Origin of the sequence: Slackia faecicanis, assembly GCF_003725295.1 — a bacterium.
In the GTDB taxonomy this organism is placed as follows: Bacteria; Actinomycetota; Coriobacteriia; order Coriobacteriales; family Eggerthellaceae; genus Slackia; species Slackia faecicanis.
This window is the reverse complement of sequence record NZ_QICB01000002.1, coordinates 138,991-155,332: the sequence shown is the minus strand read 5'-3', so window position 1 is coordinate 155,332 and position 16,342 is coordinate 138,991. Positions and strand designations below refer to the sequence as shown.

The 16,342-nt window shown below is 63.4% G+C and carries 13 protein-coding genes, 1 other RNA gene and 1 riboswitch; of the genes, 5 read left to right on the top strand and 9 right to left on the bottom strand.

Features of this window, described 5'->3' with window-relative positions; all coding sequences use genetic code 11:
* Positions 1 to 205: 205 nt before the first annotated feature.
* Positions 206 to 1,009, bottom strand: coding sequence for a molybdopterin-dependent oxidoreductase (locus DMP07_RS03290; protein WP_123197721.1), 804 nt, complete (start codon positions 1,007 to 1,009; stop codon positions 206 to 208).
* A 14-nt stretch (positions 1,010 to 1,023) separates the two neighbouring features.
* Positions 1,024 to 2,535 (bottom strand): molybdopterin-dependent oxidoreductase, encoded by a 1,512-nt coding sequence (locus DMP07_RS03285; RefSeq protein ID WP_123197720.1) that lies wholly within the window; start codon positions 2,533 to 2,535, stop codon positions 1,024 to 1,026.
* Positions 2,536 to 2,733: 198 nt separating this feature from the next.
* On the opposite strand from DMP07_RS03285, the gene DMP07_RS03280 reads away from it, so the two are divergent.
* Positions 2,734 to 4,260 (top strand): helix-turn-helix transcriptional regulator, encoded by a 1,527-nt coding sequence (locus DMP07_RS03280; RefSeq protein WP_123197719.1) that lies wholly within the window; start codon positions 2,734 to 2,736, stop codon positions 4,258 to 4,260.
* Here DMP07_RS03280 and DMP07_RS03275 read toward each other — a convergent pair.
* From DMP07_RS03275 to DMP07_RS03260, 4 genes are all read right to left on the bottom strand, one after another.
* Positions 4,223 to 4,519 carry a molybdopterin-binding protein gene (locus DMP07_RS03275; protein ID WP_123197718.1) on the bottom strand — a complete coding sequence of 99 codons (297 nt, stop codon included), beginning with the start codon at positions 4,517 to 4,519 and terminating at the stop codon, positions 4,223 to 4,225. The genes DMP07_RS03280 and DMP07_RS03275 overlap by 38 nt on opposite strands.
* A gap of 402 nt (positions 4,520 to 4,921) precedes the next feature.
* Positions 4,922 to 6,460, bottom strand: a complete 1,539-nt coding sequence (locus tag DMP07_RS03270) for a Na+/H+ antiporter NhaC family protein (RefSeq protein WP_123197717.1) — start codon at positions 6,458 to 6,460, stop codon at positions 4,922 to 4,924.
* 76 nt (positions 6,461 to 6,536) lie between these two features.
* Positions 6,537 to 6,701, bottom strand: a riboswitch (Lysine riboswitch).
* 118 nt (positions 6,702 to 6,819) lie between these two features.
* Positions 6,820 to 7,491 carry a class I SAM-dependent methyltransferase gene (locus tag DMP07_RS03265; protein WP_244594834.1) on the bottom strand — a complete coding sequence of 224 codons (672 nt, stop codon included), beginning with the start codon at positions 7,489 to 7,491 and terminating at the stop codon, positions 6,820 to 6,822.
* A gap of 103 nt (positions 7,492 to 7,594) precedes the next feature.
* The gene (locus DMP07_RS03260) at positions 7,595 to 9,289 is read right to left on the bottom strand and encodes a SulP family inorganic anion transporter (RefSeq protein ID WP_123197716.1); all 1,695 of its coding nucleotides are present in this window, start codon (positions 9,287 to 9,289) and stop codon (positions 7,595 to 7,597) included.
* Between the two features lie 368 nt (positions 9,290 to 9,657).
* On the opposite strand from DMP07_RS03260, the gene ssrA reads away from it, so the two are divergent.
* Positions 9,658 to 10,025: a transfer-messenger RNA gene (gene ssrA, locus DMP07_RS03255) on the top strand.
* 140 nt (positions 10,026 to 10,165) lie between these two features.
* On the opposite strand, the gene DMP07_RS03250 is transcribed toward ssrA, so the two are convergent.
* On the bottom strand, positions 10,166 to 11,305 hold the full coding sequence (locus DMP07_RS03250) for a hypothetical protein (RefSeq protein ID WP_123197715.1): 1,140 nt from the start codon (positions 11,303 to 11,305) through the stop codon (positions 10,166 to 10,168).
* A 287-nt stretch (positions 11,306 to 11,592) separates the two neighbouring features.
* Between DMP07_RS03250 and murI the strand changes: the two genes are divergently transcribed.
* The 3 genes from murI to rdgB all read left to right on the top strand — a co-directional run bounded on the left by murI (position 11,593) and on the right by rdgB (position 14,133).
* Complete coding sequence (gene murI / locus DMP07_RS03245) at positions 11,593 to 12,549, top strand: glutamate racemase (RefSeq protein WP_244594833.1); 957 nt, start codon at positions 11,593 to 11,595, stop codon at positions 12,547 to 12,549.
* A gap of 241 nt (positions 12,550 to 12,790) precedes the next feature.
* A complete protein-coding gene (gene rph / locus DMP07_RS03240) occupies positions 12,791 to 13,519 on the top strand; it encodes a ribonuclease PH (RefSeq protein ID WP_123197714.1) in 729 nt (242 codons plus the stop codon).
* Between the two features lie 23 nt (positions 13,520 to 13,542).
* Positions 13,543 to 14,133, top strand: coding sequence for an RdgB/HAM1 family non-canonical purine NTP pyrophosphatase (gene rdgB / locus DMP07_RS03235; protein WP_123197713.1), 591 nt, complete (start codon positions 13,543 to 13,545; stop codon positions 14,131 to 14,133).
* 246 nt (positions 14,134 to 14,379) lie between these two features.
* Here the strand turns inward: rdgB and DMP07_RS03230 are convergent, their stop codons facing one another.
* Positions 14,380 to 14,790, bottom strand: a complete 411-nt coding sequence (locus tag DMP07_RS03230) for a YolD-like family protein (RefSeq protein ID WP_211324496.1) — start codon at positions 14,788 to 14,790, stop codon at positions 14,380 to 14,382.
* Positions 14,783 to 16,177, bottom strand: a complete 1,395-nt coding sequence (locus DMP07_RS03225) for a Y-family DNA polymerase (RefSeq protein ID WP_123197712.1) — start codon at positions 16,175 to 16,177, stop codon at positions 14,783 to 14,785. The genes DMP07_RS03230 and DMP07_RS03225 overlap by 8 nt, the downstream gene beginning before the upstream one ends.
* Positions 16,178 to 16,342 lie beyond the last annotated feature (165 nt).

The following is a 16,342-nucleotide window of genomic DNA, read 5'->3' as shown; positions in this document are numbered from 1 at the left end:
GCTCCGATGGTCGGTCGCGGCGCCCGCGTTTTCGCCTGCGCCGCGGAAACGGTTCAATGTGGTTCGAGCATTCTAACGCCGCCGCCCGCCGTGCGCCCGCCGTGCGCGAAAAGCCCTCAAAGAGGAAAGGCCCGCGCAGGGCGGGCCTTTCCGAGGAGGGGTGCACGCGGCCGTAGGGGTCGCGGTCGCGTGGCGAGGCGGGGCATTACGCCTGCGCGCCGGTGATGCCGACGTTGGGGCGGTTGACGTATTCGCCTTCGTCAGGGGTTTCGCTGCCGGGGTCGCTCGGCAGGTCGGCCACGGCTTCCAGGCGGATTTCCACGATGTTGCGCGCGAAATACTTCGCGGCGGTGGAATCGATCCACAGCTGGTTGGTGCCGCCGACCGACTCGCTCAGGGCCTCGTCGTTGACCTGGCTTGCCACCACGGCCTGGCGCTGCATCACGTAGGCCAGCGGGAGCTTGATCGTATGGCCGTCTTCGGAGACGAGCGTCACCACGTTGACGCTTTCGGCGGGCTGGGCCTTCTCGATGATCGAGGCCAGCGGCACGCCTGCCACCTTGGCGTTGATGGCAGCCAGGCCGCCCACGCCGTTGGATGCGCAGGAGCATCCCATGACGGTGTTGGTCATCTCGTCGTTTTCGAGCTCTTCGAGCGTGGCCGAATACTCGTTGGCCACTTCGCCCGTCACCGTGATGGTCCAATCGCTCGGCGAGGCGATGGTCAGTTCGGTGGCCGCGTTGCACAGGGCCGCCGCGCCGCGGTTGAACACCGCCGCGATCTTCTCGTTTGGGGTCAGGACGGCCTGGGAATATCCGAAGTCGCCCTGCACGTTCGCCACGGTTTTCTGGTCGCCTGCGCGGGTTGCGTCCACATGGGTCCAGGTTTGGGTAGCGTTGTCGTCGGCGGCCGTCGCGTCGGCGGGCGCCGTAGAGGCCACGGCGAGGGCGGGGGCGAGCAGCGTGATGCCGGTTGCTGCGCTGACTACTTTGATTCCGATGTTTTTCATGGCTCCCCCTTTCTCTACTCGACGTTGAAGAACAGCTGGGACGGATCGGTGCTCACGCTGCCGTCGGCGCCGATGGCGCGGACTTTCAGCAGGTACGAGCCGGGCTTTTCAGGCGTGTAGACGAACTTCCAGTTTACCCAGCGCATGACGTCGGTTTCGCCGAGGTCGTAGCGCGTCCACGTGGCGCCCTTGTCGAGCGAGATTTCGACGGCGGTCACGGGAACTTCGTAAGCGTCTGCGAAGCCTTCGAATTCGATCGGCTCGCCGGCGGGGAAGATGGTGCCGTTGGCGTAGTTGAACACGGCCGTGTTGGGCTTATTGAACATCTCGCCGGTCTTGGGGTTGGTGAAGCCCTTGAAGTACACGGGGGCTTTCTCATCCTGCGAGAACTTCAGCTCCACGGGGCGCTTGGTGTAGTGGGCGCCGCCCAGGGTGGGGGTCCACAGCTGCACGGGGTAGCCCTGGAGCATGCCCAGCTTCTCGCCGTTGATCTCGGTCACCAGCAGGATGTCGTCCTTGAGGGCTTCGACGTATTCCTGGGGCAGAGGATAGACGTCCCAGCCGTCGTCGGCGATGGAGTGCAGGGCGTTATACGATGCGGGGTCGACGCCCGCCTTCTCCATGATCGCGGACAGCGGGATGCCCTTCACTTCGGCGTTCATGATGTAGGCGCCGCCCGGCGGGTTGGTCTGGCAGTCGAGCTTCATGACGCGTTCGACCATCTGGTCTTCGAAGTCGGCCAGCTTGAAGGTGAGCTCGTTATCCACGGCGCCGCTGACCTTGATCTCCCACGAATCGTAGGCTTCCTGGGAGGTGTCGTTATCGGGCGTGATGCCCTTGTGGTCGGCGTTCTCCCAGTAGTAGAACAGCTGGTCGGTCGGGGTGATGGAGTCCTGCGTGAAGCTGAAGTCGCCGTCGACGTTGGCAACGGGAGTCACGCCCATGTAGGCCGTGTCGTATTTCACCAGGTCCCAAAGCTGGTATTCGCCGGTCTTGGGGTTGATGTAGTGGCACGAATCGCAATCGCCTTCGAACTCGTCGCTATTCATATGGATGGCATGCATGCTGTCCTGCAGGAACAGCGCCTTGGAATGGCACATGTAGCAGAACTTCGTGGTGGCATCCACGTTGTACGGGTTCCACAGCTTGGGATGCGTGGCGGGCAGAAGCTGCGTGGCGTCGAGGATCGAGGCGTGGCAGCCTTCGGCCTCGCAGCCGCGCTGGTCGCCGCCCAGAATGGCGGTGTTCCACATGTACGGGTCGTTCGGGATCATCTGGACGCGCGTGCCGTCTTCCTTCTCGGTGACGACGGGAGCGTAGTAGGCGTTGGCCGCCTCGTTCTTCTCGGCGCCCTGCAGCGTCTGGATGCGCTTGGCCTCGTCGGCCGTCGCCTCGGCCTGCTCCTGTTGAGGCTGCTCGGCCGCTTCATCCGGCGAGCTTTGCTGAGGCGCGCACGCCCACAGGCATGCCGAAAGGGCGAGTGTGCCTGAAACGGCGCCGACGAGCGCTAACGTGCGTTTCTTCATGGCCCCTCCTTTCATAAGGTTCCCCTCAGGGCCGCTCTCTCCCATGCGGCCCCCTTCGTTGCCACGCACGCTATACGAGGCGGGGTCCGTTGTCATCGATAGGAACTCATGAATGAGGCCATTCTGTGGTAATCGCAGGTCAGAATGGGTGTTATGATGCGCATCAGTAGTTTCTTGCGATACGGAAGGACGTCTTGTATGGGAGGGGACAAGACCATTTCCGCTCAGAGCGGCGCGCGCCTTGTCGCGCGTGGGGCCGCATTGGCGAAAGAAGAGTTCTCGAAGCTGTCGTGGCTTCATGTCGTAGGGTTCGCGGTGTGTCAGTCGTGGACGGTGCTGTGCTTCTCGCTGCCCGATCCGGTGACGTATGCCGATCCTTTTTTGGATTTGCGCTGGGTGTCGGCGTCGGCTACGTGCGTGCTGTTGGTGCTGTTCTGCCTGGTTCATCGGCGCATGCCGCTGCGCGTGGGAAGAAACGCGCCCATGGTCGCGATCGCCGCGGTGGCCAGCGTGTCGAGCGCCTTGGGGCCTGCCAGCGTGCTGTTTCCCGATTCGTCGGCCTTGCTGCTCGCGATCGCGGCGGCGGGGCTGGGCGCGGGGTTCGCGTTTCTGCCCGTGGCGTGGCTTGCGGTGTTTTGGGCGCAGCGCGAATGGGCGGGCTTCATCGTGAGCATGGTGCTGACGGCCGTGTTCACGTATCCGCTGGCCAACACCGTGCTGTCGGGCTCGCAGGGAACGTGGCTCATCGTGGTTGCCTGCTCGCTTCTGCCCATGGCCTCGGCGCTTATGCTGCCGCGCGAAGAGGCGTATGAGAAGGCCCGCGCCCGCGCCGCGGTTCCGGCGCAGCGCCGCGGATTCCGCGAGCTCGACCGCGCCGATCGCGACGTGCTGATTCGCTTCTGCCTATGCCTGTTTTTCGTGGTGGCGATCATCGAGCTGTGCCGCAACGTGCTGCTGGGCGCCGCCCAGGCCATGTTTTTCGCGGGCACGGCCAATCTGGTGGGCATCCTGCTGCGATGCGCGTTCGGCGCGTGGCTGTTGGTCGTGTTCGCCCAACGCAGCATGCACGCCGTTTCGGTGGTGTATCGTTCGTCGTTTCTGCTGGTGCTCGCGGTGGTGCTGGCCATTCCGTTCATCATCGAAGGCAACTGGGCGGCCCATGTGGTGCTCGATATGGGAGCGTTTTGCTTCGAGGCCGTCATGATGATGGTGCTCTTCGAAATGGTGTCGGCCCTGGCGATCGATGCGCTGCTGCTGTTCTCGCTGATGCGCGCCGTGTGGGCGGGCGCCGTGGTGGCGGGCATCGTGGCGAGCGGGCTGGGTTTCGGGCAGGACGATTCGTGGACGCTGTTCGGCGTGGCGGCCATGGGCGTGGCGTGCGCCTTCGTGTTCGTATTCGTGTTCACCGACGCGCATTGCACGGGCGTGCTGGCCAAATCGTGCAGGCGCGAGCATGCGACGCCGTTCAAGGACCAGTGCAGGCTCGCGGCTGCGGGCGCCGGGCTTTCTGAGCGCGAGGCCGAGGTCATGGCCATGGTGGCCAAAGGCCGCTCGTCTCAGCGCGTGGCCGACGATCTGGGCGTGTCGCTTTCAACCGTGAACTCGCACGTCTATCACATCTATCGCAAGATGGGCGTGCATTCGCGCCAGGAGATGATCGACCGCATCGAGTCGTATGCGGCAAGCGCTACGGCTCTCGAAGGTCTTGAGACACCTCGATCGTGACGGCGTCGGGTTCAGGCGAGCGCGCGCCGTCTTCGTTGACCGAGCGCACGAGCAGGGTGTAGACGCCTGCTTCTTCGGGCGTGTAGGAAAACGTCCAATGCACGAGCCTGTCGGAGGTGGCGCCTTCGGTTTCATAGCGCGTCCAGGTGGCGCCGTCGTCCATGGAGAATTCCATGGCCACGATCTTCTTGTCGTAATCGGTGGCGTAGCCTTCGAAGGTGATGGGGCTGCCTGCGCGGCAGTGCTGGGTGGGGATCATGGCCGCTCCTTTCTCGCGTCTGGCGCCATTGTGCCTCAAAGCGGGCCTGCGCGCATCGTATGAAACTGCTGATTCGGCGCCTGAGATGTCTGCGCGGTCCGGCTGATGCGTCGGCGTTGCGAAGGCCTCTGCTCGGATGCGCGCTTGCGGCCGTGCTTGCTGCGGCGGGGAAGGGCCTTGTCCGCCGCAGGCGGGTTTATGCCTGCGGCGGTCGTTCGCCCGGGCGGTTTTCTTCCCCGCGAAAGGCGGCCCTACATCTGCAGGGTCCCTCCGAAGAAGCGAAGGGCCGAAGACCGCAGGGACAGATTGGAGCTGGTCCGTAAAGAAAAAGGAAGCCCGCATTGCGCGGGCTTCCTTGCGTTCGTCGCGCGGGGCGACGGAATTCGTTGCGTCGAGGCGGCGTTAGGCCTGGACCTGCTCGCCCTTGTAGGGCTCGAGGTCTTTGACGGTCTTGCCAACGGTCTTTTTCAGCACCAGCAGCGTGCCTATGGTCAGCGCCACGCCGATCGGCAGGCAGATGAAGGCGTTCTGCACGAAGCCTGCGATGACGAACATCACGAAGGACACGCATGCCATGGTGATGACGTAGGGCAGCTGCGTGGACACGTGGTTCACGTGCAGCATGTTCGCACCTGCAGACGACATGACCGTGGTGTCGGAGATGGGCGAGCAGTGGTCGCCGGCGACGGCGCCCGCGAGGCAGGCAGAGATGCCGATGATCAGCAGGGTGGGGTCGTTTGCGAAGATCGGCATGACGACCGGAATCAGAATGCCGAAGGTGCCCCAGCTCGTGCCCGTGGAGAAGCCCAGGAACACGGCCACCAGGAAGATTACGGCGGGCAGCATGTTGAACAGGCCGGGAGCGGCGCCCTCGACCAAGCCCGCGACGAACACGTCGGCGCCCAGAAGGCCGGTCATGTTCTTCAGAGACACGGCGAAGGTGAGCACCAGGATGGCGGGAACCATGGCGTTGAAGCCTGCGACGAACGCCTCGGACGCGCTCTTGAGCGTGTGGATGCGGCGCGCGATCAGGTACAGGAATGTGAAGGTGACGGCGATCAGCGAACCCCAGGGCAGAGCGGTGAAGGCGTCGGTGTTTCCGAAGGCTTCGATGACGTTGCCGTTGGCGTCGCCGCCGAAGAAGCCGCCCACGTAGAGCATGGCGCCGATGCAGCAGACGATCAACACGATGATGGGAAGCAGCATATCCCACAGGCTGGCCTTGGGATTGCCGACGGGCTTGTCCTGCTCGAGCGCGCCGAGCTTGCCGTCGCGGTAGGCCTCGAGTTCGGCCTTGGCCATCGGGCCGTAGTCGAAGTTCAGGAAGATCAAGCCGATCACGAACACGATCATGAGCAGCGAATAGAAGTTGAAGGGAATGGCCTGGATGAACAGCTCGATGCCGTTGACGCCCAGGTCCTGCGCCACGCCGGAAACGGCGGCGGCCCAGGAGGAGACCGGTGCGATCATGCAGATGGGCGCGGCGGTCGCGTCGATGATGAAGGCCAGCTTGGCGCGCGAGACGTTCTTGCTGTCGGTGAGCGGGCGCATGACCGAGCCAACGGTGAGGCAGTTGAAGTAGTCGTCGACGAAAATCAGGCAGCCCAAGATGAACGAGGCGATCTGCACGCCCACGCGCGACTTCACATGGGTGCCGGCCCAACGGCCGAATGCGGCGGCGCCGCCTGCGCTATTGACCAGCGCGACGAGCATGCCCAATACGACGAGGAAGATGAAGATGCCGGCGTTATCGGCCACGGCGGGCACGATGCCCTCGCCGACGATGGTGTCGAGCGTGGTCACGGGGTTGAAGGCCGCGACGAGTAGGCCGCCCACGACGATGCCGACGAACAGGGAGACGTACACCTCTTTGGTGACAAGCGCCAAGACGATGGCGATGAGTGCCGGAGCGAGAGCCCAGGCGGAGTTGACGAATTCCACGTCCCTTTCCTTTCTGCGTCAAGCTCGGGACATGGTTGGGCGTCAAAAGGGCACTAAGCCCCTGGATTTGGCTCTCGACCATGGCAGCTCTCCGCATATTGCGACAGTGCGCAGCGTATTTCGCTACGCCCCAGGATTGAACGACGGGGCATCGCTCGTCCTTCGGCGCCGTTCCCTTTCGCCCCGCGCCGCCCCGGCGCTGGGAGGGGCTACTGATGAAAGGCGCGCCTCTACCAACGCGCGCTATAGTACCGGATTTTTCGCGCAGGTGCTCAAAACCGCCGCGATTCATGCGTGTTTCTGCGATTTTTCGAGGTCGAAGGCGCCTTTTGCGGGCGGACGGCGCGGGGTGCGCGGCGTCAGGCTTCGGGGTCGAAGCTCCAGATCGAGAAATGCTGCGGGTGCTCGTACACATGGAAGCGCCGCCCTGACGCACTGCGATACGACTGGAATTCGCCTTGGCGCAGCAAGCTCCAGCCGGTCCTTCCTATATAGGAGTAGGTTTCGCCGTTGTCGGACATGTGGATTACGGTCAAGGGGCGCGCCGCCTCCAGCTCGACCTTCATGATGAATTGCTCCAGCAGGTTGGTGTCGAAGGGGTTGAACAGATACAGGTGGCTGTAGGGTGCGAGGTCTATGTCGAGCGCGCTTCCCTCGACCACGTTCACGTTCGTGCGGCCCTTCGACCACGCCGCGGCGAAGGCGGCTATGTCGGGGTCCAGCTCGACGCCCGTGACGCGGCCGGGAAGGCGCGCTTCCAGGAAGTAGGACAGCACGCGTCCCGTGCCGCAGCCTACGTCAAGCAGATGCGAATCGTCTGCGAACGCGATGCCGTCGAAGAGGTCTTCCAGGATGAAATACGGGGTGGGCGTCGGGTCGTGCGCGCCGAGCTTCGCGAACCGGGTCGTGCCGGGTTCGGCGAGCGATACGCCGCATTGCGCGATGTCACGCTGCTCGTCGGCGGCGAACAGGCGGTCTTTGTTCGCGACGTCCAAGGGCATGCGCGCCCTGATGTTCTTCGTTGCTGCCATGGCATGCCTCCGATTCCTGGCCGAGGGTCTTGTCGTGGATAAGCCGAAGGGCCGCCCTGGCGCGAACGCCGTGCGGCCCTTCGGGTGGGGCGGCTTCGAGCCGCTATCGTACGCTTTTCTCGCGGCGGGCGCCTTCTGCTTCGAGCAGCGTGCGGGCGTGCTCGATGGCGTCGTCGATGTTGGCGCGGAAGTTGTCCCTGCCGATCAGGTCGACGAAGCCGGCGCGCTCCATGGTTTTCATGGGCTGGTCGTTGACGTGCGAGAAAATCAGGCTCACGCCGTTTTCGCGGCAGTAAGCATGCAGGTCTTCGAGCGCGTTCATGCCGGTGGAATCGAGCGAAGGCACGCCGCGCATGCGGATGATCAAGTACTTCGTGAATTCCTTCACCGAGATGTCGGCGATGCGGTCGGCCATGCCGAAGAACATGGGGCCGTTGATTTCGTACACGCGCACGCTCTTGGGCAGCTCGCGCAGATGCGTGACCTCGGAGTTCTCGTCGCAATAGTAACGCCAGCCGCGCACCTCGGTTTCGTCGCCGACCATCTTCATGAACAGCACCACGGTGATGAGCATGCCGACGGCGATCGCGGATACCAGGTCGAACACGACGGTCAGCGCGAAGGTGACGAGAAGCGTTGCCACGGCGCCGCGCGAGGCGGTCTTGCACAGATGCGCGAAGTTGCGCCAGCCCGACATGTTATAGGCCACGTGCAGCAGAATGGCCGCGATGGTGGGCATGGGAATGAGCGCCGCGTAGGGCATGAAGAACGCCAGCACGGCCAGCAGCACCACGGCGTGCGTCATGGCGGCGATCGGCGTGCGGCCGCCGTTTTTGACGTTGGCGGCGGTGCGGGCGATGGCGCCCGTGGCGGGGATGCCGCCGAAGAGCACCGAGGCGATGTTGCCGCCGCCCTGGGCGACGAGCTCCATGTTGCAGCGGTGATGCGAGCTGATCATGGAGTCGGCCACCACGCAGGAGAGCAGCGATTCGATGGCGGCTAGGATGGCGATGGTGATGCCGTTCGCCAGCTGGTCGCGGAACAGCTCGATGTCGAGCTGGGGAATGTGGAGTTGGGGCATGCCGCCGTTGATGGTGTACAGATCGCCGATGGTGTTCACGTTCATGCCGAAGATGCTGACCATGGCGACGCCCGCGATGAGCGCGATGAGCGAGCTGGGAATGCGGTCGTTGACGCGTGGCCAGGCGAACAGGATGAACAGGCATACGGCGCCTACCAGGAAGGCTTCCCAGTTCACGGTGGAAATGTTGGAGACCACGGCCTGCAGCTTATCCATGGTTTCCACCGTGGGGGTGCCTTCGGGGAAGGAAAGGCCCAGGAAATCTTTCGCTTGTCCGATCACGAGCGTGGCGGCGATGCCTGCGGTGAAGCCCGTGGTGATGGTGTAGGGCACGAAGCGGATGATGGTGCCCAGCTTCAGCAAGCCCATCAGGATGAGCAGGCCGCCCGCGATGATGGTGGCGGCGATCAGGCCGTCGATGCCGTCGGTTGCCACGATGCCCGCCACGATGGCGGCGAAGGCGGCGGTGGGGCCGGACACCTGCACGCGGCTTCCGCCGAACAGCGCGATGAAGAAGCCCGCCACGATCGCGGTGTAAAGTCCCTGTTCAGGTCCGACGCCCGATGCGATGCCCAGCGCGATCGAGAGGGGCAGGGCTACCACGGCCACCATGATGCCCGACACGATGTCGCGGGGAATCTGGCGTTTCAATTCCTCTTTCGGCGTGTGCTTGATGACGCTGAAAAGAATCGGCTTGATCTTGTCGCGCTGCTGCATGGGGCTCCTGTCTGTTTCGGGACGCGAAGACGAAGCCCTAGGCCGCGCTCGCGCGACAGGGAGGCGTCTTGCGTATTCGGTTGGATGTGTATTGCGAGACGATGATCGTGCGAGGATCGAGACGCGAAGGTCACCAGTATACGCTTCGTTGGGGCATATGACGTGCGGATATTTGACGCTTCACGATGACGGCATGGGAGTGATGCGCCGCCCACGGCGCGCAGGAGGGGCATGCGTTTGACTTCGATGCCGTGAAGGATATAATGGAACGTCCGATGCGCGTGCGCATCGGGGGTATCTTGAAAACCCAGACCGGTGGAGACATTCGCCATGAAGCTCGCGGTTCGGCAGGTCCGACGCGTGCATACGGGGGCGACTGGTTTCGACATGGTACGTTTGAACTGAGGAGCAGGTCGTGGTCTCCTCGCCACGTTAAACAGGGGTACCGTCAAGTTAATTGGCAAATCTAACACTCAGAGCGCTCCGGCGCTCGCCATGGCTGCTTAATTAACGCGGCCCGTCAACCCCGGGATGTTCCCGACTCGGGCGCGACGTCATTTCAGGGAACTGCGACAAGGCACGTAGTCCGTATGGCCTTGGCTAAGATCGAACGGGCTAGAATCGCCTACGCGTGTCCGCGAGCCGCAGCGATTCGAATTCTGACCGCGGAATAAGCTTGTAGAGCCTGAGGGATTGCGTAGTATGGACCGGAGTTCGATTCTCCGCGCCTCCACCATGAATTTTAAAGCCCTCCGAACGGCAATATGCCTGTTCGGAGGGCTTTTTGTTTATCCTGTCCTCTGGATCGATGCAGCTATTGTGCGAGCGGCCTCGGAGCAACGACGCGCTCCGAGGCCGCTCGAGGCTCTGCAGTTGTTAGCCGACGATCGCGGCGCTGCGCGTGCAGTTGGGTTGGCCAACGGGCACGCTTACGTCGGACGGCCAGTACGACGTTTCGGGGTCGATCGACACGGCGATGCGTGCGCCGTCCTTGCCGCTCCATGTGGAGGATGCGCCTTGGGGAGAATGCTCGAGAAGCAGCAAGCGTGCGTTGTTCGTGTAGACGCCGGGGCTGCCGTCGCCAGGTCGAGCGGTCACCTGCTGTTCGCCGCCCAGGTCCAGCACCACGTAGGTCGAGCCGTCGTTCGCGCCGGGATAGGGGAGCTGCTCGCCCAGAAGGTCGCAGACGCCCTGGGCGTCCAGGATGCGAAGGGTGCCCGTATGCACTTCGAGGCCCGCCGCGCGTGCGGCCGCAGCGGCGTCGGATGCCTCAGGCGCGGCAGTCGCGGAGGCTGTGGGAGTCGCAGGGGCTTCGGCGACCGCCGTGGTCTGCCATTCGCCGGCCTTGAGCGTGTCGAGCGCCGAGGGGTCGGCCACGTCGATCCAGGTTATCTCGCGGCTCTCTTCCTGCAGGCGTGCGGACTCGGCGGTTTCGCGTCCGATCGAGACGGGGGCGACGAACGTTTCGTCGATGCGGTGGCCGTCGACCGTGATGCGTTTGGTTTCGCCTTCGCCTGTGCCTGCGGAGAACTCGCTGTGGAGCAGCCCGTCGCCGTAGGCGGAATAGGCCAGCGACCCGCGGTAGCCGCCGGCCCCCGCGACGCCGATTTGAATGTCGTGGCCGGGATCGACGAGCGTGTCTTCCTCGGCGTCGTAGAGGACGACGCGCACGATTTCGATGCCGTTCCAGACGGCGGGGTCGCCCGATGCCTTCAGCAGCAGCTGGGGAATTTCGTCTTCGTTCATGTTGACGAATGCATACGAGAACGTCGCCGATGCCGACATCGCTTCTTCGAGCTCGAAGAAAAACGACGGACTTGCCAGAGCCGCATGGTATGCCGACGCTGCGCGCTGGGCCGGGGTCTCGACAGCGGGCGCTTCTTCTTCCGGCACGCTCTCTTCGGCGGCCTCCGCAGGCGCTTCTTCCGGTTTTTCCTGTTCGGAGGCGCATCCCGTGGCGCCGAGCGCAAGCGCGGCCGTAAGGAGCGCGGTTGCTGTCAGATGAGTTCGCTTCATGCGATGTCCTTTCAAGCCGATGGAGGGGCGGTTCGGAGCCGTCGCGTTCGGTTGCGCGCGCGGTTTCGTCGCCTCGTGTCGGGCGGCGTTTTCTGTGGGAGAAATTATAGGGCTCTCTCGTTCGCCGCAGCATGCGCGCCTTTGGCGTTCGGTCCCTTCTCGGCCAACGGCGTCTTTGCCTGCTGCAGCTCATGCGGTTTGCGGCGCATTTCGACATGGCAACGGTTTTATACCGGTTGCTTTCGTCGGGTTTCGGGCTTGCGGGGAAATGGGGTATGCTTGAATGCATGCAGAACTTGAATGAAGACATATCCGAGCGCCCCTGTTCCGAAGGCATGCCTGAAACCGAGGGCGCCAGCGCGATCGATTGCGCGCATGGTCCGTTCGACAACGCTCCGATCGGCATCTTCGATTCCGGCTTCGGCGGCTTGACCGTCGCGCGCGAAATCGTCGAAGAGCTGCCGAACGAATCGATCATCTATTTCGGCGACACGGCGCGCTGCCCGTACGGCCCGCGTTCCCAGGAGGAAGTGGACGGCTTTGTGCAGCAGATCTGCACCTGGCTGGTCGATCGCGGCGTGAAACTGCTGGTCATTGCCTGCAATACCGCCACAGCCGCCGGTCTCGAGCATGCTCAGCGCACGTTTTCCGTGCCCGTTATAGGCGCTGTCGAGGCGGGCGCCCGCGCGGCTGCCCGCGCAACCAAGAACCGCCGCGTCGGCGTGATCGCCACTAAGGGCACCGTGGAAAGCGAATGCTATCCGCGTGCCATTCGCCACATCGACGCTGGCATTACGGTGTTTTCCACGGCCACGCCGAAATTCGTCGATATCGTCGAACAGGGGCTTCGTATCAGCAACGGCCCGATCGAGGACCTGACGAGCAAGGCTTCGAAGGTCTACATTCGCCCGGCTTTCCAGGAAATCGCCCAGGATTATCTGGAACCCTTGCGTCGTTGCGAGGTGGATACGCTGGTTTTGGGCTGCACCCACTATCCCATGCTCAAGGCGTTGATCGGCGGCGTGATGGGGCATGGCGTGCTGTTGGTGTCTTCGGCCGAAGAGATGGCCAAAGACGTGCGCGAGACGCTGGCGTTGCGTGGTCAGCTTGCCGCGCCCGACAACGAGCCGACGCATGAATTTTTCACGTCGTCGAACGCGGTCGAGGAGTTCCAGTCGTTCGGTTCGCGCGTGTTCAATCGCGAAATCGGTCGCCCTGTGCACGTCGATCTGCCCGAACTGTAGCGCTTCGTCGCGTAATCGCATGCGTTTTATCGCCCGGTCGCTTCGCGGCCGGGTTCTTTTTGTCCCATTCGCGGCGCGGCGTCGGCGCGGTTTGCATGTTCGTATATCATGCGCAGCGGGCAGGCTCCTGCAGGCCTGCGCATCAATGCGATTCTGCGCGCTTTGCGGCGCATAGCATCCTTGCATAGAAGAACTACCCAAGAACTATCCCGGGCGTATTCGCCCTTGAAGGAGGAATGCCATGTTCGGCACCCGTACCGACCATCGTAAAGACCGCGCGCTGCGCCCCGTTTCGATCGAGCGCAACGTGATGAAGAACGCCGCAGGCAGCTGCCTGGTGAAGTTCGGCGACACGCACGTGCTGTGCAGCGCCACGATCGAAGAGCGCGTCGGCGCCTGGCGTAAGGGAAGCGGCATGGGCTGGCTGACCGCCGAATACGCCATGCTGCCCGCGTCCACCGCGAAGCGCACCCCGCGCGAGACCAAGGGCCGCAAGGGCCGCAGCCAGGAAATCGAGCGCCTCATCGGACGTTCGCTGCGCAATGTGTGCGACATGTCGGCCATGGGCGGCGAAATCACGATGACGATCGACTGCGACGTGCTGCAGGCCGACGGCGGCACCCGCACCGCGGCCATCACGGGCGCCTGGGTTGCCGCCCATGACGCGTTCGAGATGTGGCGTGCGGCGGGCAAGGTGAAAACCAACCCGCTGTTCGGCCAGGTCGCGGCCGTGAGCGTGGGCCTGGTGGGCGGTAGGCTGCTGCTCGACCTGGACTATCGCGAAGATTCCCAGGCCGAAATCGACATGAACGTGGTCATGAACGCGAAGGGCGAGTTCGTCGAGGTGCAGGGCACGGGCGAGCAGGTCAGTTTCTCGCGCGAGCGCTTGAACGAGATGCTCGATATGGCTCAGGAAGGCATCGAGGAGCTGCTGCGCCTGCAGCGCGAGGCCCTCGAAGCCGTGAAATAGGTTCGAAGGAAACGAGGTGCTTCATGAAGAAGGTCGTTATCGCCACGAACAACGCGCATAAGGTGGAAGAAATTCGCACCGCGCTCGATTTCGAGGGCTGGGAGTTTCTGACGCTTTCCCAGTGCGAGCCCTATGACGAGCCCGCCGAGGATGCCGATACGTTCGAAGGCAATGCGCTCATCAAAGCGCTCGCCGCGCACGAGCATACGGGCTTGGCCGCTTTGGCGGACGATTCGGGCCTGGCGGTGGATGCGCTCGACGGCGCGCCCGGCGTGTATTCCGCGCGTTATGCGGGCGTGCATGGCGACGACGCCGCCAACAACGAGAAGCTTCTGCGCGAGCTCGAGGGCGTTTCCGACGACCGTCGCACGGCGCGTTTCGTGTGCTCGCTGGCGTTTGTCGATGAAGACGGCACGCAGACCTTCGCTTCGGGCACGATCGAGGGCCGCATCGCCCACGGCCTGTCGGGCGAGGGCGGTTTCGGATACGACCCGCTGTTTCTGCCCGACGAATTCGCGGGCGCGAAAAGCCTTGCCGAAGTGACGCAGGACGAAAAGAACGCCATCTCTCATCGCGGCAACGCGCTGCGAGAGCTGAAAGAAAAGCTGTCGTAGCGTTTGCTTGTCTGCCCGGTGCATGAGCCGGTTTATCTGACTTCGAAAGGCCCGATTCCGCATCGTAGGAATCGGGCCTTTTCGGTGCATGGATGCAAGGGGTCCGGATTTCAGGGCGACTCCGACAGTGGGGCTGGAAGCGAAGCCTCGGGCCCCACGTGTCTTCGAGGGGCGTTTTCGTGGGAAGGGTCGGATCGGGAAGCGCGCGCGGGCAGCGGCGCTGCTCGCGTCGGGACGTTCGCGCGTTTACACGGGCTTGATCGATTCGATGTCTGCGAACGCGATATCGGCCGTGCCGACGCGTATCGTGCGCAGCGATTCGTCTTTGTATGCGACAGGCCCTTCGGTCACGCGATGCGCTCCTTGGTCGTACCAGGTCACGCGCACGACATCGCCCTTGGCAAGTTCGGACACGGTGTCTGAGAGGGCGCGCGCCTCTTCTGCCGTAAGCTCGTGCTTGGGGATGTCTGCGAATTCGCGGCCGTGGGCCATGGCTTCGTAGCCCTTCAATGCGGCGAACGGCATGAACTGACGGGCTCGGTCGGCATGGGGCTGCGCCCGGTGCGTGCCGTGGCGGGCGACACGTCGTTCTATATCGCGCAGAACCGATCGCCGATATGCCTGCTCGAGCGGGTCGATCGCTTCGTTTCTATGCACGGTGCCCTCCTATCTGGTTGTTGCGCTCGCGTGCCGTTGCCTTCTCATACAGGCTGGTTGCTTTCAGCACGGCGTTCTTGCCGAATTTCGCGCGCACGTTTACGACGGCCTGCTGCAGATTGCGCTCGGCTTCGTCGGCTTCGGGGCTGTCGAAAAGCGTGTAGGTGGCGAATTCTTCGGTATCGAGGCCCGCGAAGCAGATCGAGAGCCGTTTGATCGGCGTATCGCGGCGCGTGGTTTCGTCGTAAAGCTCGAGAAAACGATCCATGAGATAGCGACGCGAATTCGTGCGGCGGCCCAGCGTGCGGCTTGCTCCCGTGCGGTCGTGATAGACGCTTCGCCCCACGGCCCTTTTGCCGTGGCCGCCGTCGAAGAAATTCGTTGCCTCGGGTTGTGCTTCGTATGCGCGTCCCGCTCCTTGCGAAAGCGCGGCCGATGTGTTGCCGGAGCGATTTTCGGCGCTCGCTTCGCGCGCGTATCCGACGCTCAACGCTATGTGATTGCAGGAAAGGCCCTGTTCGACCAGGTCGAGCACGCTGGCATCGATCATTTCGGCGAGCACCATGCGCGCTTCGGAGAAGCTGTATGTGCCGGGCAGCACCTGGCCGTTCACGATGGAGCGGCCTTCGGGCCGATAAGCCTGTATTTCCGCGATCGTGCAGGGCTCCTGGCCCCATGCGTGGTCGATGAGATATTCGGCGTTCTTGCCGAATTCGCGGTAGAGCACATCGGGGTCGGCCGCGGCCACGCTTGCCAGATCGCGTATGCCGTGCCGTTCGAGCCTGCGTGCGATTCCAGGGCCTATGCCCCAGATGTCGGTGATGGGGCGGTGGAACCAGATGTCTTGCTTGAAAGACCGCTCGTCGAGCATGCCGATGCCGCCGCGTTCGTGCTTCGCGGTTATGTCGAGCGCGACTTTCGCTAGAAACAGGTTGGCGCCGATGCCGGCCGTGGCCCTGATGCCGGTGCGCTGGAGCACTTCGCCCATGAGCATGTCGGCGAACTCGTGCGCTGTTTTTCCGTATAAGGCCAGGTAGGGCGTGGCATCGATGAAGCATTCATCGATCGAGTAGATGTGGATGTCTTCGGGCGAGACGAACTGCAGATAAATCGCGTAGATATCTGAGGACGCTTCCATGTAGCGTTTCATGCGCGGCACGACGGCCGTGTAGGGGATGCCTTCGGGAATTTCGAACAGGCGGCAGCGGTTGCGCACGCCTAGCTTCTTGAGCGCGGGCGTGATCGCGAGGCAGATCGTGGTTCGCCCGCGCGATTCGTCGGCCACCACGAGGTTGGTCGTGAACGGATCGAGCCCTCGGTCGGCGCACTCCACCGAGGCGTAGAACGTTTTCAAGTCGATGCAGAGATATGTGCGCTCCGATTTCATGCGGCTCCTTTCAATAAGAACATTTGTTCTATTTTATACCACAAAACGGCGTGTTCGGGTGTATGATTCGTGGGGACGGACGGCGGCCGCTCGAATCTGCGCGGCTCGGTCTTCCGTCGCTGCGGCGCAGCGCCCCTTCGGCCGATTGGCCGCGTCGGCGTTGCG

Bases quoted from the DNA above. Each gene is read 5' to 3' on its own strand.
- DMP07_RS03290 (WP_123197721.1), bottom strand. From the start codon at position 1,009: ATGAAAAACATCGGAATCAAAGTAGTCAGCGCAGCAACCGGCATCACG.
- DMP07_RS03285 (WP_123197720.1), bottom strand. From the start codon at position 2,535: ATGAAGAAACGCACGTTAGCGCTCGTCGGCGCCGTTTCAGGCACACTC.
- DMP07_RS03280 (WP_123197719.1), top strand. From the start codon at position 2,734: ATGGGAGGGGACAAGACCATTTCCGCTCAGAGCGGCGCGCGCCTTGTC.
- DMP07_RS03275 (WP_123197718.1), bottom strand. From the start codon at position 4,519: ATGATCCCCACCCAGCACTGCCGCGCAGGCAGCCCCATCACCTTCGAA.
- DMP07_RS03265 (WP_244594834.1), bottom strand. From the start codon at position 7,491: ATGGCAGCAACGAAGAACATCAGGGCGCGCATGCCCTTGGACGTCGCG.
- DMP07_RS03260 (WP_123197716.1), bottom strand. From the start codon at position 9,289: ATGCAGCAGCGCGACAAGATCAAGCCGATTCTTTTCAGCGTCATCAAG.
- DMP07_RS03250 (WP_123197715.1), bottom strand. From the start codon at position 11,305: ATGAAGCGAACTCATCTGACAGCAACCGCGCTCCTTACGGCCGCGCTT.
- murI (WP_244594833.1), top strand. From the start codon at position 11,593: ATGCAGAACTTGAATGAAGACATATCCGAGCGCCCCTGTTCCGAAGGC.
- rph (WP_123197714.1), top strand. From the start codon at position 12,791: ATGTTCGGCACCCGTACCGACCATCGTAAAGACCGCGCGCTGCGCCCC.
- rdgB (WP_123197713.1), top strand. From the start codon at position 13,543: ATGAAGAAGGTCGTTATCGCCACGAACAACGCGCATAAGGTGGAAGAA.
- DMP07_RS03225 (WP_123197712.1), bottom strand. From the start codon at position 16,177: ATGAAATCGGAGCGCACATATCTCTGCATCGACTTGAAAACGTTCTAC.